General features: G+C 71.2%; 19 protein-coding genes and 6 pseudogenes. 18 read left to right on the forward strand and 7 right to left on the reverse strand.

What is annotated here, in order from left to right; translation table 11 throughout:
- Positions 1 to 177 precede the first annotated feature (177 nt).
- The 4 genes and pseudogenes from IO24_RS42925 to IO24_RS0113910 form a co-directional block, all read left to right on the forward strand.
- Positions 178 to 1,291: pseudogene (locus IO24_RS42925) on the forward strand (alpha-N-arabinofuranosidase); the annotation flags it as partial.
- Between the two features lie 341 nt (positions 1,292 to 1,632).
- Positions 1,633 to 2,871 (forward strand): annotated as a pseudogene (locus IO24_RS0113895) (RICIN domain-containing protein); the annotation flags it as partial.
- A gap of 235 nt (positions 2,872 to 3,106) precedes the next feature.
- Complete coding sequence (locus IO24_RS46355; protein ID WP_031135519.1) at positions 3,107 to 3,844, forward strand: glycoside hydrolase family 97 N-terminal domain-containing protein; 738 nt, start codon at positions 3,107 to 3,109, stop codon at positions 3,842 to 3,844.
- A gap of 422 nt (positions 3,845 to 4,266) precedes the next feature.
- Positions 4,267 to 4,779 (forward strand): carboxylesterase family protein, encoded by a 513-nt coding sequence (locus IO24_RS0113910; RefSeq protein ID WP_031135521.1) that lies wholly within the window; start codon positions 4,267 to 4,269, stop codon positions 4,777 to 4,779.
- Positions 4,780 to 4,816: 37 nt separating this feature from the next.
- On the opposite strand, the pseudogene IO24_RS45955 reads toward IO24_RS0113910, so the two are convergent.
- Positions 4,817 to 4,933, reverse strand: a pseudogene (locus tag IO24_RS45955) (transposase); the annotation flags it as partial.
- Positions 4,934 to 5,007: 74 nt separating this feature from the next.
- On the opposite strand from IO24_RS45955, the gene IO24_RS0113915 reads away from it, so the two are divergent.
- Both IO24_RS0113915 and IO24_RS0113920 read left to right on the forward strand, forming a co-directional pair.
- Complete coding sequence (locus IO24_RS0113915; RefSeq protein WP_031135523.1) at positions 5,008 to 5,193, forward strand: hypothetical protein; 186 nt, start codon at positions 5,008 to 5,010, stop codon at positions 5,191 to 5,193.
- A 178-nt stretch (positions 5,194 to 5,371) separates the two neighbouring features.
- The gene (locus IO24_RS0113920) at positions 5,372 to 5,854 is read left to right on the forward strand and encodes an amidohydrolase family protein (RefSeq protein WP_031135525.1); all 483 of its coding nucleotides are present in this window, start codon (positions 5,372 to 5,374) and stop codon (positions 5,852 to 5,854) included.
- An 88-nt stretch (positions 5,855 to 5,942) separates the two neighbouring features.
- Here IO24_RS0113920 and IO24_RS42060 read toward each other — a convergent pair whose 3' ends face one another.
- Genes IO24_RS42060 through IO24_RS47150 form a run of 3 tightly spaced genes read right to left on the reverse strand, consistent with a single transcriptional unit; the run spans position 5,943 to position 8,178 of the window.
- A complete protein-coding gene (locus tag IO24_RS42060; protein WP_051905907.1) occupies positions 5,943 to 6,401 on the reverse strand; it encodes a hypothetical protein in 459 nt (152 codons plus the stop codon).
- 2 nt (positions 6,402 to 6,403) lie between these two features.
- Positions 6,404 to 8,002 carry an acyl-CoA synthetase gene (locus tag IO24_RS0113930; RefSeq protein ID WP_078899503.1) on the reverse strand — a complete coding sequence of 533 codons (1,599 nt, stop codon included), beginning with the start codon at positions 8,000 to 8,002 and terminating at the stop codon, positions 6,404 to 6,406.
- A 50-nt stretch (positions 8,003 to 8,052) separates the two neighbouring features.
- On the reverse strand, positions 8,053 to 8,178 hold the full coding sequence (locus IO24_RS47150; protein WP_267886829.1) for a hypothetical protein: 126 nt from the start codon (positions 8,176 to 8,178) through the stop codon (positions 8,053 to 8,055).
- A 223-nt stretch (positions 8,179 to 8,401) separates the two neighbouring features.
- Here IO24_RS47150 and panD point away from each other — a divergent pair, with 223 nt between their 5' ends.
- Both panD and IO24_RS0113945 read left to right on the forward strand, forming a co-directional pair.
- Entirely contained in the window at positions 8,402 to 8,821 is a 420-nt protein-coding gene (gene panD / locus IO24_RS0113940; protein WP_031135530.1) for an aspartate 1-decarboxylase, read from the forward strand.
- 24 nt (positions 8,822 to 8,845) lie between these two features.
- Positions 8,846 to 9,190, forward strand: coding sequence for a GNAT family N-acetyltransferase (locus IO24_RS0113945; RefSeq protein ID WP_031135532.1), 345 nt, complete (start codon positions 8,846 to 8,848; stop codon positions 9,188 to 9,190).
- Positions 9,191 to 9,680: 490 nt separating this feature from the next.
- Here IO24_RS0113945 and gndA read toward each other — a convergent pair whose 3' ends face one another.
- Entirely contained in the window at positions 9,681 to 11,120 is a 1,440-nt protein-coding gene (gene gndA / locus IO24_RS0113955; protein WP_031135534.1) for an NADP-dependent phosphogluconate dehydrogenase, read from the reverse strand.
- Between the two features lie 450 nt (positions 11,121 to 11,570).
- Here gndA and IO24_RS47580 point away from each other — a divergent pair.
- Together IO24_RS47580 and IO24_RS47845 are read left to right on the forward strand one after the other, a co-directional pair.
- Positions 11,571 to 11,762: pseudogene (locus IO24_RS47580) on the forward strand (transglycosylase family protein); the annotation flags it as partial.
- Between the two features lie 147 nt (positions 11,763 to 11,909).
- Positions 11,910 to 12,695, forward strand: a pseudogene (locus tag IO24_RS47845) (M23 family metallopeptidase); the annotation flags it as partial.
- Positions 12,696 to 13,308: 613 nt separating this feature from the next.
- On the opposite strand, the pseudogene IO24_RS46365 reads toward IO24_RS47845, so the two are convergent.
- Positions 13,309 to 14,379 (reverse strand): annotated as a pseudogene (locus tag IO24_RS46365) (DMT family transporter); the annotation flags it as partial.
- Between the two features lie 210 nt (positions 14,380 to 14,589).
- Here IO24_RS46365 and IO24_RS0113970 point away from each other — a divergent pair.
- The 8 genes from IO24_RS0113970 to IO24_RS0114005 all read left to right on the forward strand — a co-directional run bounded on the left by IO24_RS0113970 (position 14,590) and on the right by IO24_RS0114005 (position 25,046).
- On the forward strand, positions 14,590 to 15,345 hold the full coding sequence (locus tag IO24_RS0113970; protein WP_031135539.1) for a (2Fe-2S)-binding protein: 756 nt from the start codon (positions 14,590 to 14,592) through the stop codon (positions 15,343 to 15,345).
- A gap of 39 nt (positions 15,346 to 15,384) precedes the next feature.
- The gene (gene glgA / locus IO24_RS0113975; protein ID WP_031135541.1) at positions 15,385 to 16,536 is read left to right on the forward strand and encodes a glycogen synthase; all 1,152 of its coding nucleotides are present in this window, start codon (positions 15,385 to 15,387) and stop codon (positions 16,534 to 16,536) included.
- Positions 16,537 to 16,587: 51 nt separating this feature from the next.
- Entirely contained in the window at positions 16,588 to 17,808 is a 1,221-nt protein-coding gene (gene glgC / locus IO24_RS0113980; protein WP_031135543.1) for a glucose-1-phosphate adenylyltransferase, read from the forward strand.
- Between the two features lie 100 nt (positions 17,809 to 17,908).
- Complete coding sequence (locus IO24_RS0113985; RefSeq protein WP_031135545.1) at positions 17,909 to 20,527, forward strand: glycoside hydrolase family 2; 2,619 nt, start codon at positions 17,909 to 17,911, stop codon at positions 20,525 to 20,527.
- 144 nt (positions 20,528 to 20,671) lie between these two features.
- Positions 20,672 to 22,015, forward strand: coding sequence for a wax ester/triacylglycerol synthase family O-acyltransferase (locus tag IO24_RS0113990; RefSeq protein WP_031135547.1), 1,344 nt, complete (start codon positions 20,672 to 20,674; stop codon positions 22,013 to 22,015).
- A gap of 103 nt (positions 22,016 to 22,118) precedes the next feature.
- Positions 22,119 to 23,621, forward strand: coding sequence for an SDR family NAD(P)-dependent oxidoreductase (locus tag IO24_RS0113995; RefSeq protein ID WP_031135549.1), 1,503 nt, complete (start codon positions 22,119 to 22,121; stop codon positions 23,619 to 23,621).
- Positions 23,622 to 24,334: 713 nt separating this feature from the next.
- Positions 24,335 to 24,508, forward strand: coding sequence for a hypothetical protein (locus tag IO24_RS44380; RefSeq protein WP_102913158.1), 174 nt, complete (start codon positions 24,335 to 24,337; stop codon positions 24,506 to 24,508).
- Between the two features lie 55 nt (positions 24,509 to 24,563).
- Positions 24,564 to 25,046, forward strand: a complete 483-nt coding sequence (locus tag IO24_RS0114005; protein WP_031135550.1) for a GNAT family N-acetyltransferase — start codon at positions 24,564 to 24,566, stop codon at positions 25,044 to 25,046.
- 22 nt (positions 25,047 to 25,068) lie between these two features.
- Here IO24_RS0114005 and IO24_RS0114010 read toward each other — a convergent pair whose 3' ends face one another.
- Positions 25,069 to 25,488 carry a VOC family protein gene (locus tag IO24_RS0114010; protein ID WP_031135552.1) on the reverse strand — a complete coding sequence of 140 codons (420 nt, stop codon included), beginning with the start codon at positions 25,486 to 25,488 and terminating at the stop codon, positions 25,069 to 25,071.
- Positions 25,489 to 25,639: the final 151 nt, after the last annotated feature.

Consider the following 25,639-nt stretch of genomic DNA (forward strand, 5'->3'; position numbering starts at 1 on the left):
CGGCGGCAGGCCGAAGGCGGGACGGGGCTGTGACGCGCTCGTCGCGGGCCGGACTGCGCCTCTCATGCCACAGGGTCGATCGCCGTCCCGCATGCTCAGCCCCCCTTTGCGGAGATGCGGGACCCGGCACGCCCGGGGGTTCTGTCCTCAAACTGGAGCTGCTCACAGCAGGAGTGTCAGGCACTCGACCTCCTGGAGTACACCAACCACCCCGTCGGCACGGCCTTCTCCGAGCTGCGCCGCTCGCACGGCGTGGACAAGCCGCACGGCATCCGGCTGTGGTGCCTGGGCAACGAGATGGACGGCCCCTGGCAGCTCGGCCACAAGAGCGCCGACGAATACGGCCGTCTCGCCGCCGTCACCGCCAAGGCCATGCGCGACGTCGACCCCGGCCTGGAACTGGTCGCCTGCGGAAGCTCCAACCGCTCCATGCCGACCTTCGGCGCCTGGGAGGCGACGGTCCTGGAGCACACGTACGACCTCGTCGACTTCATCTCCTGCCACGCCTACTACGAGGAGAGCGACGGCGACGTCGACAGCTTCCTCGCCTCGGTCGCCGACATGGAGGCCTTCATCGACGGGGTGGTCGCCACCGCCGACCACATCGGGGCCAAGCGCCGCTCCGGCAAGCGGATCAACCTCTCCTTCGACGAGTGGAACGTCTGGTACCAGAGCCGGCCGGTCAACAACACCGACACCCCGGACTGGAGCGTGGCCCCGCGCCAGCTCGAGGACGTCTACACCGTCACCGACGCCGTCGTGGTCGGCAGCCTGCTGATCACCCTGCTGCGCCACTGCGACCGCGTGACCGCGGCCTGCCTCGCCCAGCTCGTGAACGTCATCGCCCCCATCATGACCGAGCCCGGCGGCCCGGCCTGGCGCCAGACCATCTTCCACCCCTTCGCCGACGCGGCCCCGCCACGGCCGCGGCCAGGTGCTCCGGCTCGCCCTGGACAGCCCCGTCCACGACACCGCCCGCTACGGCGAGGTGCCCCTGCTGCACGCGACCGCCGTCCAGCAGGAGGACGGGACGCTCACCGTCTTCGCCGTCAACCGGGACACCACGAGACCGCTCGAACTCACCGCCGACCTGCGGGCGTTCAGTCCGGTGGCCGGGCAGGTGACGCACACCGCCCTGGCGGACCCCGACCGCCACGCCACCAACACGCTCCAGCATCAGGACCGCGTGACGCCGAAGCCGGTGACCGGCACCGTCACGGACGGCGGACGGCTGAGCGCCCTGCTGCCACCGATGTCCTGGAACACCATCACCATCCCGCTCGCCCCCTGAGCGGCCCCAGGATCCCACCGCTGGACCCGCACCCCCCCCGCACCATCCCCGAACCTCGACGGAGAGGTGACACCATGTCCGACACCACATCACACCGCACACCGCCACCGCGCGCCCGATGGCGGACCACCATGGCCGCGTTCCTGACCCTGCTGGGCAGCCTCGCCGCCCTGCTCGTGCCCGCCACGCAGGCACACGCGGCCACGGTGACCTTCACGACGGGCGCCGCACGAACCGACCAGAACGGCAACGCCCTGCAGTTGCATGGGCTCGGCATCGTCAAGGTCGGCGACACCTGGTACGGCTTCGGCGAGGACAAGACCGGCAAGACGTCGGCGGACACGTCGTTCGAGGACATCACCTGCTACACCTCGACCGACCTGGCGAACTGGAGCTACCGGGGCCAGGCCCTGAGCAGGCAGAGCAGCGGGGATCTGGGACCGAGCCGGATCGTGGAGCGGCCGAAGGTCATCTACAACAAGTCGACCAGCATGTACGTGATGTACATGCACATCGACAGTACGAACTACTCCGACGCAAGGGTCGGTGTGGCCACGAGCAGCACACCGTGCGGCCCGTACACCTACCGGGGCAGCTTCCGGCCGATGGGCAACCTGAGCCGTGACATCGGCCTGTTCCAGGACACCGACGGCACCGGCTACCTGCTGAGCGAGGACCGCAACAACGGTCTGCGCGTCTACAAGCTGTCCGCCGACTATTTCTCCGTCGACAGCGTGGTGACGACCCTGGGCAGCGGCGGCAGCAGCGGCAGCGTCGAGTCGCCCGCCATGGTGAAGATCGGCGGCATGTACTACGTCTTCGGCTCCCACCTGACCGGCTGGAGCCTGAACGACAACATCTACGCCACCGCCACGTCACTGAGCGGCCCCTGGTCGGCGTTCCGGAACTTCGCCGCTCCCGGCACCAAGACCTACGGCAGTCAGACGGCGAACGTCATCACGGTCCAGGGCACCTCCGGCACCACGTACATCTACGCCGGTGACCGCTGGGACACCTCCAACCTGGGCGCGTCGAAGCTGATCTGGCTGCCGCTGACCATCCGGGGCACGACGGTGAACCTCGGCCAGTACCCGACCTGGTCCCTCGACGTGGACGCGGGCACATGGACGGCCGGCAGCGGGATCCCGTCGGAGGGGGTCCACACGCTGAAGAACGTCGGCAGCTCGATGCTGATGGACGTCGCCAGCGGCTCCACCGCGACCGGCGCCAAGATCATCCAGTGGTCGTCCACCGGCGGTACCAACCAGCAGTGGACCCTCACCCGGGTGGCGGACAACATCTACACGCTCAAGAGCGTCAAGAGCGGGCTGTGCCTGGACGTCCCGAGCCGGTCGACCACCGCCGGCGTCCAGTTGCAGCAGTGGACCTGCAACGGCGGGACGAACCAGCAGTGGGCCCTGGACCTGACCGGCAGCTACACCGGCAGCAACTACATGCTGGTGAACATCGGCAGCGGCCTGCACATCGGCGTCGCGGGCTCGACCACCCAGGGGGCGGCGGTGAACCAGGAGCTCGGCGGCAGCGCGAGCGTCAACAGCGAGACCTGGACCTTCTCCTGACCGCGTGCCCCGGCGGCCCCGCCATCGAACGGGCCGCCGGGGCGCTGCCCCTACACCGAAGTGATGCGGCGCCATTCGTGACAGGCAACGGGTGGGCAGTGGGTCGCCACGGGGTCGCCCGTTACGACCCGCGACAGCCGGCCCCGCCGGATACGAAGGCGCGGCCCGATTCGGACACCCCTACTACTTTCCCGACACCTTCAAACGTCTACGACCGGTTGGTTCTATTCGATGTGTGGTCCGCCGCAACGGGACGACCCTCGGCAGCAACGTGACGGTGACCCAGAACCAGCACTGGACCACCAACACCACCTGGAATCCGGTCTACGGCCGCAACTCGACCGTCACCGACCACTACCAGGAGCAGCGCTGGAACCTCCAGGACACCGTCTCCGGGGTCCGCTTCAGCGTCCAGGCCCGCGCCTACAACGCCGGCGTCGCCCTCCGCTACGTCCTGCTCGGCGCCGGCACCGCCACCATCTCCGACGAGCTGACGACGTTCACCTTCCCGGACAAGACGCTGGTCTACAGCGCCCGTTACGAGGCCGACTACATCCCGCTCGCCCCCGGTTCCATCCCGGTCACCGGCACCTCCGGCACGGACAACGGCCCCCTGACCGACCTGCCGCTGACCGCGACTCTGCCCAGTGGGGTCATCGCGTGCGTCTGCGAGTTCCCCCGCCGCTCTCGGCCTCGGGAGCGTCCGCGGCGCACGGAAGGCCGCCGAACGGTTTCTCACCCGGCTCGGCGCAGACCCGCGTACCGTCCCCGTCGCCGATGTCCTGGACGCCCAGACCGCGCTCGCGCGCGAGGCGGCAGGCAGGCTCGGGCTCCGTGCGGTCCCCTTGTTCAGGCCGGTCGCCGGAGTCGGCCCGCTCCCGGACGCAACACGCTGGGCCGCATGCCTGGCAGGCCGCGCTCCCGGTCTGGACGTCATCATCGGCACCGCCGGCCGGGAGACTGTGTTCGGTGACTGCGGACGCTGCGGAGCGGGCCGCGGGTGCGGCGCTCTTCGACCGTCCCGCCCGCCGACTGGCTGCCCAGCTGAGCGAGGCGGGCGCCCGCGTGTAGACCTACCGGTTCGACTACGCCGCCCCCGCCTCCCCCTTCGGCGCCACCCACTGCATCGAACTGCCCTTCCTGTTCGGCACCGATGCCGACTGGACCACCGCCCCGATGCTCGCCGGCGCCGACCCGCACGACATCGACACCCTGGGTCGAGTCCTACGCACTGCCTGGCTCAGCTTCATCCGAACCGGCACCCCGACCACCGACACCCCCTGGCCGCCGCTTACGGCAGCCGCACCCGCCGTACAACACTGGCACCCCTGAGAGCACCAGGCAGCGCGGTCGGAATGCAGGACCGCTCAACCAGGGGGCTCCCCGTCAAAGGTAGTGGTCACCGGAGCCGAACAGTTCGCCGTGCGCGACGCCGGCGATGCTGCCTCTGCGAAGCTTCTCAACGCCTACCGGAGCCGCATCGCTGACCCCGAGGACCTGTCAGACCTGCGCGGTGCCTTCCTCACCGACGCCCTCTACCGGATCCCGGCCACGCGTCTGGCCCGGGCCCAGGCAGGGGCGGGAGGCCGCGCCTACCACTACCTCCTCGTCGACGAACCGTGCGGACCGGCCATGGGCGCCTTCCACGGCGCCGACCTGCTCCACGTCTTCGACAAACTGTCCCTCGTCGGCGCCGACACGCCCGAACACCTCACCGCCCGCGACGTCGGCGCCTGGGCCGCCTTCGCCGCCACCGGCTCCCCGGGCTGGCCGGCGTATGCCCCGGAAGCCGCGGGCAACTCCCGGGCCATCGGCGGCTCCCCAGCCGACGCCCGCCGCATGATCACCGAACCCCCAGCCGACGACGTCACCACGCTCTGGCCTGTGGAAATGCCCTGGGAAGCCTGACGGCCGATGTCACGTAACGCGCGGAAGCTGTCTGCCGTCCCGAAGACAGCTTCCACAAGATGCCGTTGAGGACCTGACGACGGTCCCGCACCCGCCGCCCCATCCGATGCGGAGCGAGCAACGGCTCGATCACCGCCCACGCCTGATCAGTCAGCTCATGACCAACGCGCCATCCACTTTGCGGACACGTCCTACGCCTTCGATCCCGAGCTGGCCCATGTTGTCCACGTGATCAACGATCTGCCGTTCACCGACATCGCCGCCGCCCGTGCGGGCGAGAAGGAGATGACGGCGAACCTGCCCATGTGCGAGCCGGCCCGGCCGGTCGATGTTCGAGACAGCCTTGTCCCTGGGCAGAGCGGATTCCAGTCCGGCCAGGAGCGGCATCGCCTCTGCTCGGCGCCGGTGCCCTGACTCGGTGAGGCGGACGAGTCTGGACCACGCGGAGGAGGGGTGGGGTCCGACGGTCACGACGTCGAGGGCGGCCAGCTCATGGACCCACCTGGTGCGCGGTCGGGGAGCTGACGCCCAGTCGGCGGACCAGTCCGGCGATGCTCGCGCCCTGCGTCGGGAGTTGGCTGAGCAGCGTCAGATGAGCCGAGCTGATCCCGGCCGGACCGTCAATCCGCGCTTCGCCCTCCCCGTCTGGACCGAACTCAGCCGGCAGCGCGCGACCGTGCTCGTACACCCCTCCCCCTTCAGCAGACCGGTCCTGTACCTGCCCACCGCCTTGTTCGAGGTCGGCTTCGACACCGCGCGGGTTGGCAACACCCAGCAGGTCACCGCCGCGCAGATCGAACAGGCTGCCTCCCGGTTCTGGTACGACACCGCCATGTCCGGTTCCCTGCCGACCCTGTCCGCACTGCTGGCCGTGACCTCACCCGACCACGTCCTCTACGGGTCCGACTTCGGCGCACCCTGCGCCGGCGAGGACGTGCTGCAGCACAACGCCCGCCTGCTGCGCACCAGCCCCCTTCTCTCACCAGCCGAGCGCGACGGGCTGGGACGCCACGGCGCCGAACTCTTCCCCCACGCCTTCGCCCGGATGGAGAGCCCTGCCACCATCCAGGGCTGAGGAGGATCGGGCGACGAGGTGATCCGTCCGCACGGGGAACAGCCGCTCAACTGCGGAATCTGCCGATGCCGAGCCAAGTCCCGGCTCGTCAGGTTCCCGGGACGTGATCCAGGTCCATGTCCGTGACGGTGACCCAGTCGGGTTCGGCCACCAGCAGGCTCAGCTGCTCGTCCTGAAGATCGACGTCGACGGCGCACCGGAAGCCGGTCGCCTCAGCGGCCTCGACACCAGCCCGGTAGCCCTCGGTCACGGCATAGACCACCCGGCGGCAGCCGGGATCCGCCGCCCGGACGGCACGTACCAGCGGCCGGAGGATTTCCGGCAGGGTCTCGGCCCGCAGGCCGGTGTGGATCAGCAGTTCCACGTCTCGGGCACCGACCGGATAGGCGTCGCGGAGCCGGCCGGCCGCGCAGCGTTCCACTGCGACGACGGCCTCGCCGCTCGGCCCGCGCAGGCGCAGACTGCCCGTGAAGCGCGTCCACGACTCCACGGTGGTCTGCCAGGGGCCGGGGACGTCGAGCGCGGGCAGGGCCGGCACGGTGAGCATAGTCAGTTCCCCTCGTCGGCCAGCCGCCGGACGCCGGCCTTGTCTCGCTTTCCCGAGGCGTTCCTGGGGACAGCCGGCACGATCTTCAGGCGTCGGGGCAGCTTGTAGCGGGCGAGCTGTCCGGCCGCGTACTCGTGTACGGCCTCGAGGGTGATCGCCGCCGTGTCGTCCACGCTCACGACGGCTTGTACGGTCTCGCCCCACTGTTCGTCGGGAATCCCCACGACGGCGACATCGACCACACCCGGCATGGAGGCCAGCACCCGCTCGACCTCCGCCGGGTAGACGTTCTCACCTCCGCTGATGATCATGTCCTTGAGCCGGTCGACGATGTACAGGTAACCGTCCTCGTCGAGGTAACCGATGTCGCCCGAGTGGAACCAGCCCTCCTCGTCGAAGGCCGCGCGGTTCGCCTCCGGGGTGTTCCAGTAGCCGGCGGTGACGTTGGGGCCGCGGACGACGATCTCTCCCGGCTCCCCGGGCCGGAGGGGCGTGTTGGTGGCCGGGTCGACAACCCGGACTTCGGTGAACGGCATGGGGATGCCCGCGGAACCGATCTTGTCCAGGGTGCGTTCGATGGGCAGATGCGTGGCGAAGGGTGCCGTCTCGGTCAGGCCCCAGGCCTGCTGGAGCAGCACGCCGTGCTTGGCGTAGAGCTCGATGAGTGAGGGCGGCACCGGCGCGCCCGCGACCACGATCGACCGTGGGTGGCTCAGGTCCTCGTCGAACAGGCCGGGTTGTCTCGCCAGGGCGGCGAACATCTGGGCGACGCCGAACACGGAGTTGACCCGGTGGGTGACCAGGTCTTCGAGACACGTCTGCGGGTCGAACCCGCGTCTGATCACCACGGTGCCCCCACGCACCAGCGTGCGAAGCACGAAGCTGTTCAGGGCGCCGATGTGGAACAGCGGAGCGGCGGCATAGGTGACGTCGCCACGACGTGTGTCGAGACGGAGCTCGACATTCACGGAGTTCCACCAGAGGTTTCCATGGGTGAGGACGACACCCTTGGGCGTGCCGGTGGTGCCGGAGGTGAACATCAGGATCGCCGGGCCGTCGGCACCCTTGACGGCGATGGAAGCTGTGGGAGCAGCGACTGCGATGCGGGGTGCCCATGGGTCCCAGCCCGATGCGCCCGCGGTCGGCACCTCGCAGTCGTCGTCCACCAGGAGGAAGCGCGCGAGGGCGGTCCTGTCGCGCACGTTGTCGACGCTTTCCCGGTGTCCCTCCTCGCAGACGAGGGCGGTGGCGCCGCTGCGGACGAGCATCGCCTCCAACTCGGCCTCGGCGAGCCGGAAGTTGATTGGGACGAAGCCGGCCCCCAGCCGGTGCGCGGCGAGCAGCGTGACGAGAAAGGAGCTGCTGTTGAGGCCGAGGTGGGCGACCCGGTCTCCGTCGCCGATGCCGCCGTCTGCGAGGACGGTGGCCAGGCGGGCGGCCTTGTCGTCGAGCTGGGCGTAGGTGAGGTCGCCGCCCGGATAGCGGATGGCGATGGAGCCGCCCTGGAAGCGGGCGTTGCACGCGACGGCGGCGGCCGGGTTGAGGCCGACGTGCAGGCCCGAGTTACGTGGGTGCGGTGTCGTGGCTGATGGCGGAATCACGAGCGGCTCCTCGTTGAGCGTCGGAAATCGAGAGCGCAGGAGAACAGGCGTCAGAGGTGGTCGCCGCCGGCGGCACTGGCGAATCCGCGTACGCCTATGCCACCGTCGACGTTGATCGCGTGTCCGGTGATCGGACCGCTCTGCCCCTCCTGATGCGGCATCAGGTAAGTCAGCATCTGATCAGCATCAGGCCCCGAACATTCCGAGACGACTGTCGAGCAGACGCCTGTTCGACCGCGTCGTAACAGCCTGATGCGTGTGAAAGTGCACGCAGGGAGCCTTCTGCCAGAGTGAAGCGATGTTCCTCACAATCTTCGAGTCAGGCGCGTGCCAGTTGTAGAGTGATACCGCCTTTGACCTGCAGAAAGCAGGCAGGGAGCCGTCTTCCAGGAGTCCAAAGTGCTGCGTACTCTGTTTAAGTCCAAGATCCATCGAGCCACCGTCACCCAGGCCGACCTGCACTACGTGGGGTCCGTGACCATCGACGCCGACCTGCTCGACGCCGCCGATCTGCTGCCCGGCGAGCTCGTGCACATCGTGGACATCACCAACGGGGCCCGGCTGGAGACGTACGTCATCGAGGGCGAGCGCGGATCCGGGGTGGTCGGGATCAACGGGGCCGCCGCGCATCTCGTCCATCCCGGCGATCTCGTGATCATCATCAGCTACGCCCAGGTGACGGACGCCGAGGCGCGGGCACTCACCCCCCGGGTCGTGCACGTGGACCGCGACAACCGGATCGTGGCCCTGGGCGCGGACCCGTCCGAGCCGGTGCCCGGCTCGGACCAGGAGCGCAGCCCTCAGGCCGTCAGGGCCTGACCGGAGCAGATGAGGAGTGTGGCGATGAGCGACCCGGAGATCCGCGACGATCGGGAGGCGGGCCGGCTGGAGGCCGTGGCCGACGGCCAAGTCGTCGGCCGCATCGAGTACTTCGTGCTCGAAAGCCCCGAGCGCGCACTCGTGCCCGTCCACACGATCGTCGAGCCGGCCCACGAGGGCCAGGGCATCGCGGGTTCACTCGCCCGCGAGCTCTACGCTCTGGCCGGCCGCGAGGACAGCGCGGTCGCCTCGCTCTGCCCCTACGTCACCAAGTGGGCCGAACGCCACCCGGACGAGGCGAAGCCGGCGGACCAGGCCCTCCTCGCGGCGGCGAAGGACTGGCTGAGGGCTCACCCGGGCCGTTTCTGAGGGCCGTTCCCGCCACCTCGGCCCCGTTACCGCCACCTGGTCCCCTCCCGTCCTGCGGGGGAGTGACTGGCGAGGCGGGTGCCGGGTAGGCGGGGGAGTAGTCCAGAGCCGGAGTCGTCCCACTGGCTGGAGGACCTGATGACGAACCCGATTCCCGACCCCGTGCCGCCGGCACCGACACCGGGCCCGGATCCCCAGCACCCGGAGCCGCCGCGCCCCGATCCGGTGCCGAACCCGCAGCCCCCGCCGGGCCCGGAGCCGACCCCGCCTCCGCCGGCGCCCACGCCGCCACCGGGCCCGACCCCGCCGGCACCCCCGGGCCCCGGCCGCCCCGTGCCGGGCCCCGACCCGTCCCCGATTCCTCCGGGGCCGGATCCCGTGCCGAACCCGGAGCCGGGTCCTCCACTGTCCTGACCCCGGTAGGCGAACGGGGCGGTGGACGGCATCTCCTGCCGTCCACCGCCCCGCGCACGTCTCTCAGCGGCAGCGCCTACGCGGACGTCTCCGACCGGTCCTGGCCCCACAGCGTGTGGAACGACCCGTCCCGGTCCACCCTGCGGTAGGTGTGCGCACCGAAGTAGTCCCGCTGCCCCTGCGTCAGCGCCGCCGGCAGCCGCTCCGCGCGCAGGGCGTCGTAGTAGGCGAGAGCAGCCGCGAAACCGGGCGTCGGCACACCCTGGCGGGTCGCGGCGACCAGCACCTCACGCCAGTCGTCCTGGGCGTCCGCGATCTCCTGTGCGAACGTCGCGTCCGACAGCAGGCTCGGCAGGTCGGGCCGGGCGTCGTACGCGGCGCGGATCCGGTCCAGGAACGCCGCGCGGATGATGCAGCCGCCCCGCCACAGCGCGGACACCGCACCGAGGTCGATGTCCCAGCCGTACTCCCCGCGCGCGGCGTCGATCTCGTGGAAGCCCTGCGTGTACGACACGATCTTCGACGCGTACAGCGCCTGCTCCACGCGGTCCGCGAACGTCCGGGCCTCCGCCTCGCTCAGCGGCTGCGCCTTCGGGCCGGACAGCCCGCGCGAGGCCTCCCGCAGCGCCGCGTGGCCCGACAGCGAGCGCGCGAACACCGCCTCGGCGATACCCGACACCGGCACACCCAGGTCCAGCGCGATCTGCACGGTCCAGCGGCCGGTGCCCTTCTGCTCGGCCTGGTCCACCACCACGTCCACGAACGGCTTGCCCGTCTCCGCGTCCACGTGCGACAGCACCTCGGCCGTGATCTCGATCAGGTACGAGTCGAGACGACCCCGGTTCCAGGTCCGGAAGATCTCCGCGATCTCGGCGGGGGAGTACCCGGCGACGTCCCGCAGCAGCTGGTACGCCTCACCGATGAGCTGCATGTCCGCGTACTCGATGCCGTTGTGCACCATCTTCACGAAGTGACCGGCACCGTCCGGGCCCACATGGGAGACGCAGGGCGAGCCGTCCGCCGCCTTCGCCGAGATCTTCTCCAGCATCGGGCCCAGCGAGTCGTAGGACTCCTTCGGGCCGCCCGGCATGATGCTCGGGCCGTTCAGCGCGCCCTCCTCACCCCCGGAGACGCCCATGCCCACGAAGTGGATGCCCTGCTCGCGCAGGTCGCGCTCCCGGCGCCGGGTGTCGGCGAAGTGCGCGTTGCCACCGTCGATGATCATGTCGCCGGGCTCCAGCAGCGGCGCGAACTCCTGGATCACCGCGTCCGTCGGCTCACCGGCCTTCACCATCACGACCAGACGCCGCGGCCGCTCCAGCGCCGCCACGAAGTCCTTCGCGCTCTCGCACGCGACGAACTCCCCCTCGCCGCCGAACTCCTCCACCAGCGCGTGCATGCGCGCGGGCGTCCGGTTGTGCACCGCGACCGTGTAGCCGTTGCGGGCGAAGTTGCGGGCGAGGTTGCGGCCCATGACCGCGAGACCCGTGACGCCGATCTGCGCTGTACTGCTCATTCGGTTCGCTCCTAAAGACCTCGGTATCGGTGCTGCCGGTGGGGGGCGCCCACGAGCATCCCCCGTCGACCATCCTGACGTGCCGCTACTTCGTCCGCACGCGCGGGTCGCACGGCGTGGCGCAGGCTGATACGGACGAGAGCCCCGTCGCACTCAGCCGACGTACGCGTCCCCGCGCACGGCGCACCCGCGCACGGGGTGCCGCACACGGTGCACCGCCGTGGCGCACGTCGCGCAACAGGGGCCTCATACCGGCCATTTAGACTTCCGGGCGGCCGATAGCCGTCTTGTTCTGGCCGGTTCGCAGCGCTTACTTTTGCCCCTCCTGACGCATGTCTAGGGGGGCTTTCGATGGCCGCAAGCGGCCGGCACCGCCGGTATCAGCCGAACAGGATCAACCGCGCCTCGCTCACCGTCACGGCAGGCGGCGCCGGCATGGCGCTGCCCTTCATGGGCACCGGCGCCGCCCAGGCGGCGGACGTGGACACCTGGAACAAGGTCGCCGCCTGCGAGTCCACCAGCAACTGGAGCATCAACACCGGCAACGGCTTCTACGGCGGACTGCAGTTCACCCAGTCCACCTGGGAGGCCTACGGCGGCCGGGCCTACGCGGCCCGCGCGGACCTGGCGAGCAAGGACCAGCAGATCACCGTCGCGGAGAAGGTCCTCGACGGGCAGGGACCGGGCGCCTGGCCGGTCTGCTCCAAGCGGGCCGGACTGACCAGGGTCGGGGGCGAGCCCGACATCCGGCCCGCCGCCGGGCGCACCGGGCAGAAGGACGCGAAGAAGAAGACCTCCATCGAGGACGTACGGCCGCAGTCCACGCCGCAGTCCCGGGCGGGCAACGCCGAGATGTACACCGTCGTCCGCGGAGACACCCTCTCCCGCATCGCGGACGACCAGGACGTCCGGGGCGGCTGGCGGGGCCTGTATGCCGCCAACCGCTCGGCCATAGGGTCCGACCCCGATCTGATCGTGCCCGGCCAGCGTCTCGCGCTGCGCGGCGAGGGCGGCACGAAGACCCGGCCCGAGCACAGGCCGGCGCCGTCGGCGAAGCCCTCGACGAAGAAGCCGGTCCAGGACCGCGCGAAGGAGCGGCCGAAGGAGCGGCAGAAGGAGCGGTCCAAGGACGAGAGCAGGGAGCGCGCGGACCGGTCCACGGCCACCCGGCAGGGCTTCGTCGCCCCCGTCAACGCCTCACTCGGGACGCCCTACCGCAAGGCGGGCTCCGCCTGGTCGAAGGGCTATCACACCGGCATCGACTTCCCCGTACCCACGGGCACAACGGTCAAGTCGGTCGCGTCGGGCAGCGTCGTCAGCGCGGGATGGGGCGGCTCGTACGGCTACCAGGTCGTGGTCCGGCACGCCGACGGCCGCTACAGCCAGTACGCCCACCTGTCCGCGATCTCCGTCAGGGACGGTCAGTCGGTGAGCGCCGGCCAGCGCATCGGCCGCTCCGGCTCCACCGGCAACAGCTCGGGCCCGCATCTGCACTTCGAGGTGCGGACGGGGCCCGGGTTCGGCTCGGACGTCGACCCGGTGGCGTACCTCCGGTCCGGCGGCGTCAGGATCTGACACGTACGCGGTGCCGGTCGACCGTGGGCAACGAGATGTACGGGATGCCGAAGAAGGGCACGTAGGGGAGCGGGCGTTCGTCGTCGGAGGCCACCGCCACCGACGGCTCCCCGCTCTTGTACGAGGCATCCTGCCCGGCACGCCCCGCCGCCGCGAGCTCCGGCACGAGCGCCGCGCCCGCTTCGTCCGGCCGTGGTACGAGCACTCCGGCCGGCGCGTCCGGCCCGGGTATGAGCACCGCGGCTGGTGTGCCTTGCTCCGGCATGAGCACGGCGGCCGCTTCCTCGGGCCCCGGTACGAGAACCGCTTCCTCCGGCCTGGGTACCAGCACTGCGGCAGGCGTGTCCGGCACGGGTATGACCACCCCGGCTGGTGTGCCCTGCCCTGGCACGAGCACCGCGGCTGCTTCCACCGGCCTTGGTACGAGCACTGCGGCAGGCGTGTCCGGCCCGGGTATGAGCACCGCGGTCGGTGTGTCCGGCCCCGGCACGAGCACCGCCGCTGTGACCACCGGCTCCGGTATGCGAGCCGTCACCGCGTCCCCCGGCTCTGGCACGAGCACCGCCGCCGTGGCCACCGGCTCCGGCACGCGCACCGTCGCCGCGACCCCCGGTGCGGGGACGAGCACGTCCTCCGTGAGGAGCCGCCCGCCGGCGGGCCCGGCATCCGCCCCGACGGGGGCCGGCTCGGGAACGCTGCCCGGGCTCTCCGGTTCACCCACCGGCTCGGGCAGGACGCCCGGTCCGACCCTCTCCGGCACTCGAGGCAGGCCCGCGGCCGCGGCCGCGGCCGGCAGGTCCCGCGCGCCCACCCCGCTCGGCTGCGGCGCGGGTCCGGGCACGGTGTCCGGCTGCCCGTGCGCCAGCCGCTCCGTCGTCAGCAGGATCAGACCGCCCGCCGCCACCACACCGCAGCTCAGCGCGAGTGCCGTGCCCGTCGTGCCGTAGCGGAAGGTTTCTCCGAACATCGTGATGCCCACCGCGGCCGCCACCACCGGGTTCACGACCGTCAGCGTGGCCAGCGGGGCCGCGAGGCCGGCGCCCCGGTAGGAGGCCTGCGACAGCAGCATGCCGGCCGTGGCGAGGACACCGATCACGGCGAGGGACGGCGCGTCCCCCGCCGTCACGCCACCGGTCCAGTCGACCGCCACGGTCTTGGTGAACACCGAGGACATGCCGAAGGCGATACCGGAAGCGGTCGCCAGCAGCATGCTGCGGACCGCCGGGTGCCGGTGCGCCGCCCGGGCGGCGATCATCAGCGCCACGACCACCCCGGCCGTGACGACGGCGACGGCCACCCGCTCCGCCGCGTTCAGCGACTGCGCGTCGGACGCGGCGACCAGGGACAGCAGACCGGCGAGCCCCACCGTCGCCATGATCGCGCCCCGCCAGGCCGTGGCACCGGCCTTGCGGCCGACGAACAGCGCCGCCATGGGCAGGGCCACCACGATGGTCAGCGCGCCGAGCGGCTGCACCAGGCTCAGCGGCCCGTAGGCGAGCGCCACCACGTGCAGCAGTCCACCGAGGCCGTTCAGCGCGACCGCAGCCCACCAGCCCGGCCGCCGCAGCGGCGCGTACTGCTCGCCCGGCGAGGACTCCGCCACCCGCTCCTGCACGATCGCCCCGCCCGCGTAGGCGAACGCGGACACGAGGGACAGCAGGACGGACAACGCGAGGGCGCTCATCGGCTGCTCCTCTGCGTCAGGCGGGGGCGCTCGGCCCGGCGCGGCGAAAGGTGGGCTTTCATGACCAACACCCTGCCGTGTCCAGGTCTTCCCGTCGTCGTCCCTGAGCACTCATTGGGTCCTACTGCCGATGGAGTACGAGGGGAGCACCGTCATCCCCAGGGTGGGCGCCTCCGGTCGGGGGCCACCGGGTCGCATCCCCTAGGGGCCTTGGTACTACTGCTGTCCGTGGACCTCGACCCCGACCTTGCCGCGCTCCGCCCGCTCGCCGGCTTCTTCGTGCTGCGCACGGAAAGAGCATCGGCCGGGTCTCTTCCCACTCTCGCACAGACCTATGCCGCCACGTCGCCGGATGTGTCAGGAAATCCCCTGATTTTCCGTGTCCAGAAGGTCGCGACCGCCCTGCGCGTCCCGGAGTCGCGCGTCGCCGCCTCCGTGACTCACCAGGGACTCGCGGCCCGGCTCTGGTCGATCGCCCTCGGCTGTGCCGCACTGTACGGCTCCGTCCCCGACCTCGGCGCCCGGCTGCTGCGCTGGGACCCCGACGGCAGCGCCCCCGACGACCTGTGGCTCCCGGAGGTGACGCCGCTCCCCGGGGACGCGGCGACCCTCGCGGACGTCGTCCTGCACGGCCACCTCGTCCCGCTGTCGGCGGCCCTGCGCGCCCACCACCGCCTCGCCCCGGGCCTGCTGCGGGGAAACGCCGCCTCCGCGCTGGCCGGCGCCGGCCGGGAACTGGAGCACCGGGCCCGGCGGCACGGCCGTACGGACGCCGCCGCCCGGGCCCGCTCCCTGACCACGGAACTCCTCGCCCACCCCCTGCTCACGGGCGCCGGAACCCTCTCTGGTGCCGCCTTCCGGCGCCGCAGCTGCTGCCTGTACTACCGAGTGCCCGGCGGGGGCGTGTGCGGGGACTGTTGCTTCACACGGGCGCCTCGCTCTTCCCCACACGCGTCATCTGGGTGACCATGAAAGGGAACGACCGCTGAGAGCAGGGAGTTGCGGGTGCGAGTGGGACTGCTGACCCGGGAGTACCCGCCGGATGTGTACGGCGGTGCAGGCGTCCATGTGGAGTTCCTCGCCCGCGAGCTCAGACCGCTCGTCGACCTGGACGTGCACTGCTGGGGCGAGGGCCGTGCCGACGGTGTGCTGCGCCACCGGCCCTGGTCCGCCCTCGACGGCGCCAACGACGCGCTGCGCACCTTCTCCGTCGACCTCGCGATGGCCGCCGCCCTCGACGGCCGCGAACTGGTTCACTCCCACACCTGGTACGCCAACCTGGGCGGCCACCTCGCCAAGCTCCTGTACGGCATCCCGCACGTGATGACCGCGCATTCCCTGGAGCCGCTGCGCCCCTGGAAGGCCGAGCAGCTCGGCGGCGGCTACGAGCTGTCCGGCTGGGCCGAGCGCACCGCGATCGAGGCCGCCGACGCGGTGATCGCGGTCTCCGGGGCCATGCGCGAGGACATTCTCGGCTGCTACCCGGCGCTGGACCCCGGGAAGGTCCACGTCGTGCACAACGGCATCGACACGAGCCTGTACCGGCCCGACCTCGGCACGGACGCGCTGGACCGGATCGGCCTCGACCGCTCCCGCCCGTACGTGCTGTTCGTCGGCCGGATCACCCGCCAGAAGGGCGTGCCCCACCTGCTGCGCGCGGTGCGGGACATCGACCCGGCCGCGCAGGTGGTGCTGTGCGCGGGAGCCCCGGACACGCCGGAGATCGACCAGGAGTTCCGCGAGCTCTTCGGGGAGCTGAGCGGGGTCCGCGACGGTGTGTTCTGGATACCGAAGATGCTGCCGCGCCCGGAGGTGATCCAGCTTCTGACGCATGCCGCGCTGTTCGTCTGCCCCTCGGTGTACGAGCCGCTCGGCATCGTGAACCTGGAGGCGATGGCCTGCGGCACGCCGGTGGTGGCCTCGGCGGTCGGCGGCATTCCCGAGGTCGTGGACGACGGCAGGACCGGCCTGCTCGTCCAGGCCGGTGACGACTTCGAGGCGGATCTCGCCCGGGCGATGGACACCGTCCTGGGCGATCCGGCGGCCGCCCGGCGGATGGGTGAGGCCGGGCGGGAGCGGGCGGTCGGCGAGTTCGGCTGGGACGCCGTGGCCCGCCGCACGGTCCGGCTCTACGAGGAGATCGTCAAACAGGCATAGCCCGTCCTGCTCAGGGGCAGGCATCGGGAAATCGGCGTGAGGGGAGCGGCCATGCGTGGTGGTGGTCCTTCGGTCCTGGGGATCGTGCTGGCGGGCGGTGAGGGCAAGCGGCTGATGCCCCTGACCGCGGACCGTGCCAAACCGGCGGTGACCTTCGGCGGCACGTACCGTCTGGTCGACTTCGTCCTGTCCAACCTGGTCAACGCCGACGTGCTGCGCATCTGCGTCCTGACGCAGTACAAGTCGCACTCGCTGGACCGGCACATCACCATGACCTGGCGGATGTCCAACCTGCTCGGGAACTACGTCACGCCCGTGCCCGCCCAGCAGCGCCTCGGCCCGCGCTGGTACCTGGGCAGCGCCGACGCGATCCTGCAGTCGCTGAACTTGATCTACGACGAGCGCCCCGAGTACGTCGCCGTGTTCGGCGCCGACCACGTGTACCGCATGGACCCGCGTCAGATGCTCGCCCAGCACATCGAGAGCGGGGCGGGCGTGACGGTGGCCGGGATCCGGGTGCCGCGCACGGAGTCCTCGTCCTTCGGGGTGATCACGCCGGGTTCGGACGGGCTGACGGTGGACCGTTTCCTGGAGAAGCCGGCCGACCCGCCGGGGCTCGCGGACGACCCCGCCTGTGTCTTCGCTTCGATGGGCAACTACATCTTCACCACCAAGGCCCTGATCGAGGCGCTCAGGCGGGACGCCGAGGACGAGTCCTCCGTGCACGACATGGGCGGTTCGATCCTGCCCCAGCTCACCGAGCGGGGCGAGGCCGCGCTGTACGACTTCAGCGCCAACCACGTGCCCGGCGAGACCACCCGTGACCAGGGCTACTGGCGTGATGTCGGGACGCTGGACGCCTACTACGAGGCCCACATGGACCTGATCGCCGAGCGCCCCGCCTTCAACCTGTACAACCGCAGCTGGCCGATCTACACGCACTCGTACCAGCTCTCGCCGGCCCGCTTCAACGCGGGCGGTATCGCCAGTGAGTCCATCATCAGCGCGGGCTGCCTGGTGCGCGGGCAGGTCTCGCGGTCGGTGCTGTCGCCGGGTGTGGTGGTCGACCCGGGTGCCGTGGTGCAGGGTTCGGTGCTGCACGACAACGTGCACATCGGCCGGGGCGCGGTGGTGCGCGGCGCCGTCCTCGACAAGAACGTCGAGGTGCCGCCGGGCGCGACCATCGGCGTCAATCCGGAGCGGGACGCGGAGTTGTACACGGTGTCCAAGGGCGGGGTCATCGCGCTCGGGAAGGGCCAGCTGGTCACCTGAGGCGGTCCGGCCGCGCGACTTTGTCCTGCCTCTGGACGAAGAGCGGAATCCGTGTTGTCATGCCACTTCCTGTACATGACAACGTTGTTACGGAGGTTCCGTGCGTACCGGACGCCTCAGAAACCGGCTCGCGTTACTGCTCGCCGCGCTCCTCGCCCTCACCGGCCTGACCGCGGCCCCCGCCCTCGCGGACGACCCCGCCCCGATCCACGGCCTCAAGGGCGAGTACTACACCCACTCCGCCCCCGGCGCCTTCGACTTCCACACCCTCAAGGCGACGACCTTCGACCAGGACCTCGACTTCGACAACCTGGAGCCGCGCCTGAACTTCACCACCGGACGGTCCGACGACGTCAGCGTCCGCTGGACCGGGAAGCTCGTCCCGGAGAAGACCGGCCCGCACACCTTCTCGATCACCGGCGACAACGGCTTCCGCCTCTGGATCGACGGCGAACTCGCCATCGACCACTGGGTCGACGACTGGGACCGCGAACAGGCCTCCCGGCCCCTCGACCTCACAGCAGGCCGGTCCTACGACCTCAAGGTCGAGTACTTCGAGCACTACGGCGGCTCCAACCTCCACCTCCGCTGGACCCCGCCCGGCGCCGCCAAGGAACCCGTCCCGCGGTCGGCGTTCCGCCTCCCCGACGGTTTCGACTACGACGGAGCCCTCGCGGCCACCGTCCAGGCCACCGGCCGCACCCTGAAGCTCGACTTCGCCCAGCCCCTCACCGCGCCCCCGGCCGGCTTTACCGACCACCTGGACGCGGTGATCGGCGGCGCCGCATGGCCCCTGGGCCGGGCGCGCCTCGACCCCGCCGACCCCACGTCCCTCCTGGTGGCCCTCGAGGAGCCGGTCGTCGGCAACAAGACCGGCACGGCCCGCGGCACCGCCGACATCCGCTACGACGGCCAAGGCGGCCTCTCCGGCACCGATGGCAACGTTGTCAAGGAGTTCTGGAGCAGCGGTCCCAACCACTCCACGTACCAACTGCGCACCCGCTGGGCCGACGAGGTCGGACCGGGCAACGCCCTCCCGGAGTACCCCCGCCCGCAGCTGACCCGGGACGCCTGGCGCAGTCTCAACGGCCGCTGGCAGTTCGCCGCCGCCGAGCCGGGCGAGCAGCCGCCCGTCGGCAGGACCCTGACGGAGCGCATCCTCGTCCCGTATCCGGTGGAGTCCCAGCTCTCCGGCATCGAACGGCGCGAGGACCGCATGTGGTACCGCCGCACGTTCACCGTCCCCGCCGACTGGCACATCGGCTCCGGCAAGCGGCTCAGGCTCAACTTCGGGGCCGTCGACTGGCGCTCCGAGGTGTATGTCAACGGCACGAAGGTCACCACGCACGAGGGCGGCTACGACAAGTTCAGCGCCGACATCACCGACGCGCTGAAGCCCGGCCGCACCCAGGAGCTGATCGTCGGCGTGTACGACCCGACCGACGCGGCCTCCGGCGAGAACCCGCCGCTCGGCAAGCAGCGCCTGGACCCCAGCGGCATCTGGTACACCCCGTCCTCCGGCATCTGGCAGACGGTCTGGATGGAGCCCGTGGCCCGCGACCACGTGGACTCCCTCAAGATCACCCCCGACGTGGCCGGCGAGAAGGTCACCGTGGAGGCCCGGGGCGTCCGCGACGGCGTACCGGTCACGGCGACGGCGTACGAGGGCCGGCGCAAGGTGGCCACGGCGAGCGGGCGCACCGGGGCCCCGCTGACCCTGACCGTCCACGATCCGCACCTCTGGTCGCCCGACGACCCCTTCCTTTACAGGCTCGAGGTCAAGGTCGGCGCCGACCGGGTCGGCAGCTACTTCGGGATGCGCTCCATCGCCGTCGAGAAGATCGACGGCGTGCCGCGCACGGTCCTCAACGGCGAGCCGGTCTTCATGATGGCCACGCTCGACCAGGGCTTCTGGCCGGACGGCCTGCACACCGCGCCCACCGACGAGGCGCTGGCCTACGACCTGAAGGCGCACAAGCGGCTCGGCTTCAACTCCGTGCGCAAGCACATCAAGGTCGAGCCGGACCGCTGGTTCTACTGGGCCGACAGGCTCGGGCTGCTGGTGTGGCAGGACATGCCGGCGATGACGGCCGGGGTGAATCCGAGCGCGACGTCCCGCGCCCGCTACGAGCGTGAGATGAAGGAGATGATCGACGAGCACATCAGCAGCCCGTCGGTCGTCATGTGGGTGACCTTCAACGAGGGCTGGGGCCAGTACGACGTGGGCCGGGTCGCCGAGCAGGCCAAGGCCTGGGACCCGACCCGGCTGGTGAACGGCCAGTCCGGGCTGAACCTCGGCGCCGACGGCGGCACCGGCGACCTCATGGACGAGCACGGCTACCCCAGCCCCGCCCTGCCGCCCCGGCCGGACGGCGAGCGCGCCCTGGTCAGCGGCGAGTACGGCGGCCTGGGCCTCGCGGTGCCCGGCCACGCCTGGTCGGTCCAGCAGTCCTACGTCGACGTCGACCCGGCGACCTATACCGAGGACTACCTCACGAAGCTGGACGAGGTCCGGGCGCTGGTCTGCAAGGGCAGCAACGGCGCGGTGTACACCCAGATCGCGGACGTGGAGGGTGAGCTGAACGGCTTCCTCACGTACGACCGGGCCGTACTGAAACCCGACACCGTCAAGCTGAAGGCCGCGCACGAGGCGTTGATCCGTGACGCCTCCCGGGTGACTCCCACGGGGTGCCCGGCGGCGCAACCTGTGCTGAACTGACGGCAGATGCACCATAAGTCCCGCCCCCTTCACCGGGGCGGGACTTAATCTGCTGTTAACTGTACGTAGCGTGATCGTACTTGACCGTAATCGGCTGGGGGCGATTGACTGCTGGCCCACCCGTCGTCGACGCGAGGCAAGCCCTTGACTGCTGATCTGCTCGCTCCTCTCGACCTGGCGTTCTGGAACATCGAGTCCGCCGATCACCCGATGCACCTCGGTGCGCTCGGGATCTTCTCGGCGCACTCGCCCGCGGCGGGCGCCCACGCGGCCGATCTGCTCGCGGCCCGGGCCGCCGGTGTCCCCGGACTGCGGATGCGCATCCGTGACGTGTGGCAGCCGCTGCCCTCCGCCCTGCGCCGGCCCCTCGCCTTCGGCGGCGCGGCCCGGGAGGCGGACCGGGACTTCGACCCGCTGAACCATGTGCGGCTGCACGCCCCGACCGCCGACTTCCACGCGGTGGCGGGCCGGCTCATGGAGCGCCCCCTGGAGCGCGACCGGCCGCCCTGGGAGGCCCATGTGCTGCCGGGCGAGGACGGGGTCTGCTTCGCCGTGCTGTTCAAGTTCCACCACGCCCTGGCCGACGGGCTGCGGGCGCTGACCCTCGCCGCCGGCGTCATGGACCCCATGGACATGCCCGCCCCCCGGCCCCGCCCCGCCGAGACCCCGCGCGGCGTCCTGCCGGACGTGCGCGATCTCCCCGGCATGATGCGCGGCGCCCTGTCCGACATGAGCCGCGCGCTGGACATCGGCGCCTCCGTCGCCCGCTCCTCCCTCGACGTGCGCTCCACCCCCGCGCTCACCTGCGAGCCGAGCGGCACCCGCCGCACCGCCGGAGTGGTGCTCGACCTCGACGACGTGCACCGCGTCCGCAAGACCGTCGGCGGCACCGTCAACGACGTCCTCATCGCCGTTGTCGCGGGCGCCCTGCGCCGCTGGCTCGACGAGCGCGGCGACGGCAGCGAGGACGTCGCGCCCCGCGCCCTGATCCCCGTCTCCAAGCGCCGCCCGCGCACCGCGTACCCGCAGGGCAACCGGCTCTCCGGGTACCTGATACGGCTTCCGGTGGACGACCCCGACCCGCTGGCCCGCCTCGCCTCGGTCCGGGACGCCATGGACCGCAACAAGGACGCCGGCCCCAACCGGGGCGCGGGCGCCGTCGCCCTGCTCGCCGACCACGTCCCCGCCCTCGCCCACCGGCTGGGCGGCCCCCTGGTCGGCCAGGCGGCCCGGCTCTGGTTCGACCTCCTGGTGACCAGCGTGCCCCTGCCCAGTCTGGGCCTGACGCTCGGCGGCCACCCGCTCACGGCCGTCTTCCCCTTCGCCCCGCTGGCCCCCGGCCACTCCCTGGCGGTCGCGGTCTCCACGTACCGGGGCAGCGTGCACTACGGCCTCGTCGCCGACGGAGAGGCGGTCCCCGACCTCGATCTGTTCGCCACGGCCGTCTCGAAGGAGGTGGCGACGCTGATCAAGGCCTGCCGGTCGTGATCAAGGCGAGTTTGGCGGTGCGGCCCGGCGCTCCGTAAAATTCGCCCTTCGCAAGCGGGCGCGACCGGCGCGCGCGACGGCAGAGCAGGGAACGACAGCGGCGATGACGGTGACAGAGGACGGCCCGCAGGCCATGGACGAGGCGAGCGGGCTCTCGTACGGGCCCGGCATCGACCCGGAGCGGCTGGCCGTCTGCCTCAGCGTGCTCGAGGAACTCGACAAGCTGGAGGTCGACCACCCGGACGCCATCGCGGTGCGCCGGGCCACGGCCGGCGTCTACCGCACGGTCAAGCAGCGCCGGCGCCAGGAGCGCCGGGCCGCCAAGACCGCCCACGACAAGGCGGTCACGGAGGCCACGGCGACCGGCTCCGCCCAGCGCATCGACGACGAGACCGAGGGCCTGCTGCCCTCCTCGCCCACCGAGGAGGGCAGGATCGCCGGGATACTCCAGCGCCCGCGCTCCTGCTACACCTGCAAGGCCCGGTACGTGGAAGTCGACTACTTCTACCACCAGCTCTGTCCGGACTGCGCCCGCCAGAACCGCGAGAAGCGCGACGTCCGCGCCGACCTCACCGGCAAGCGCGCGCTGCTCACCGGCGGCCGGGCCAAGATCGGCATGTACATCGCGCTGAGGCTGCTGCGCGACGGCGCGCACACCACGATCACCACGCGTTTCCCGAAGGACGCCATCCGCCGCTTCAAGGCGATGGACGACTCCGCGGACTGGATGCACCGCCTGGAGGTCGTCGGCATCGACCTGCGCGACCCGGCCCAGGCCGTGGCCCTCGCCGACCGGATCGCCGATGCGGGCCCGCTCGACATCCTCGTCAACAACGCGACGCAGACGGTGCGCCGCCTGCCCTCCGCCTATGCCGCGCTGGTCGAGGGCGAGAGCGCCCCGCTGCCCGCCGGTGAGCTGCCCGCCCACCACGTCATCGGCGCCTTCAACTCCGGCGCGGTCGACGGCATCGCCGCGCTGCCCCTCGGCACGAGCGGACTCGACGCCCAGCAGGTCGCCGGCCTCGCCCTGGTCGCCGGCAACGCCAGCGTCGAGCGGCACCTGGACGGCACGGCGATCGACGCGGGCGGGCTCGTGCCCGACGTGGTCGACTCCAACACCTGGGTGCAGACGATCGAGCAGATCTCGCCCGTCGAGCTGCTGGAGACGCAGCTGTGCAACTACACGGCGCCGTTCATCCTGATCAGCAAGTTGCGGCCGGCCATGGCCGAGGCCGCGAAGAAGGCGGAGAGCGGGCGCGCGTACGTGGTGAACGTCTCCGCGATGGAGGGGGTCTTCGGGCGCGGGTACAAGGGCGCAGGGCATCCGAACACCAATGCAGCGAAGGCCGCGATGAACATGGTGACGCGGACCAGCGCGCAGGAGATGTTCCAGACCGACGGCATTCTGATGACCTCGGTGGACACGGGCTGGATCACGGACGAGCGGCCGCACTACGACAAGCTGCGGCTCGCCGAGGCCGGGTTCCACGCGCCGCTCGACCTGGTCGACGGTGCGGCCCGGGTCTACGACCCGATCGTGCGGGGCGAGGCGGGGGAGGACCTGTACGGGGTCTTCCTGAAGGACTACGCGCCCGGGAAGTGGTAGCCGCCCGCTTCCCGTGACACGTCGTCAGCCGACGGCTCCGAGACGGGAGTTGCGTGCCGCGGGCAGCTGGAGGGACCGTGCGCCGGTCATCCGGGGCCCCGGCGTCGAAACCGGCCGTGCGGCCCTCCTCGGACACCTGGCACAGGGTGAGGAGGCCGTCGCCGGCCGCAGCGGCCCGCCGGCGGGCCGCACCCGACCCGCGGCCTGGAGCTCCTTGCCGGCCGGGCGGCCACGGCGCAGCGGCGCGGCGATGCGCACCGCGTGGTCGTGCGGTCGACGGCGGGCGGGCCCGGGCCGGGGCGTCCGTGAGGCCGCGACACAGTCAACGGCGCCTGAGCTGCGCAACCGGCTGGAAAGCGCCATCGCCGACCTACGCCGTTCGAGTGATTCGCAAAACGCCCTTCTGTCCACAAACCCGTACGTGAACACGAGTTGACCTACGGATGACGCGCGATCGTTACCGGTTGTTTTCAGCCCCATCGAGCGGGGCCCCGCTCATTTGGTTAGTCTGATGCGGACGGACACCAGCACGGGGTCCTACCCACACCCATGGTCCGTCATGGGACCAGCCGGTTCACCACGGCCTGCTCTCCCGTGAGTCGACCGGCGCCACCGCGTCCGAACTGCTTTTGACATAGAGGCCCGAGCGGGCGTCAGGCGCAGCAGGACCGGCGCGTACGTCCCGAGGGTGACCGACACATAAGGAGTGCGCGGTGACACCGGAGAAGACGAATCGCGATCAGCGCCCCAAGGAACGCGGCGAGCGCGCCGGCCGACGGGTCGACGAGCTCGGCAGCCTCGACGTGTGGGCCCGTTCGGCCCCCATCCGCCTCGCGGGCTACGAGGAGGACCTCGCAGAGCCCCACATCCTGCCCAGCGTCGACTGACGGGCGGGCAGCCCCCACCGCGATCGCAGCGCATGGGCGTGCCAGACTCACGACCATGCTGATCAGGCAAGCAAAGGCCGACGACTGGCCTCGCATCTGGCCGTTCTGGCACCGCATCGTCGCCGCGGGCGAGACCTACGCATGGGACCCGGGCACCTCCGAGGAGGAGGCCCGGGTCCTGTGGATGAACCCGGCGAAACGCGTCTACGTCGTCGAGGACGACCACGGCGGCGTCGTCGCCTCCGCCTACCTCACCCCCAACTACGGTGGCCCGGCCGCCGGCATCGCCAACGCCGGCTTCATGGTCGACCCCGGTCAGGGCGGCCGGGGCTACGGCCGGGCCCTCGCCGAACACCTCCTGGCCGAAGCCCGGGCCGCCGGCTACCGGGGCATGGTGTTCAACGCCGTCGTCGAGACCAACCCGGCCGTGACACTGTGGACGTCCCTCGGCTTCACGATCCTCGGCACGGTGCCCGACGCGTTCGACCACCCCCGGCACGGCCGGGTGGGGCTGCACATCATGTACCGGGCGTTGTAGACGGACCGGGCGGCCGCGGCTCTCAGGGCCGGGCGTACGGCCGGGTCATGATCTCCATGTTGTGGCCGTCCGGGTCGTCGAAGTAGGCGCCGCGACCGCCGAAGAGGTCGTTGACCCGGCCGGGCCGCGTGTGGCTCGGGTCGGCGTAGTAGGTGACACCGATCGCCTCCAGACGGCCGATCATGCCGTCGAACTGCTCCTCGGGCACGAGGAACGCGTAGTGCTGCGGCTGGATCGGCTCGTCGGTCTTCTCGTAGTAGTCGAGGGTCACGCCGTTGCCCAGGTCGACGGGCAGGAACGGGCCGAAGGGGGCGCCGACCTCCAGCCCCAGGACGGCCGCGAGGAACTCCGCCGACAACTGGCGGTGGGAGGCGTAGACGGCGGTGTGATTCAGGTGGGCGACCGTGGTCGGCAGTTCGGTGGAGCGCAGGGTGTCGGACATACGTGGGTTCGTCTCCGGGTCTCGGGGTCCGTGATGAAGCGCCTCTGAAGGGCGCGGGATGAAGACACGGAGGCGAGAGGCGGGGCGCGTGCCCTCTCCGGCTCTCGGACGGGGCCGGGCGGGGTCACCCCCGCCGCGCTCACGTCGAGGC

It is taken from the genome of Streptomyces flavovariabilis, from assembly GCF_000725785.1.
Classification (GTDB): Bacteria; Actinomycetota; Actinomycetes; order Streptomycetales; family Streptomycetaceae; genus Streptomyces; species Streptomyces hawaiiensis.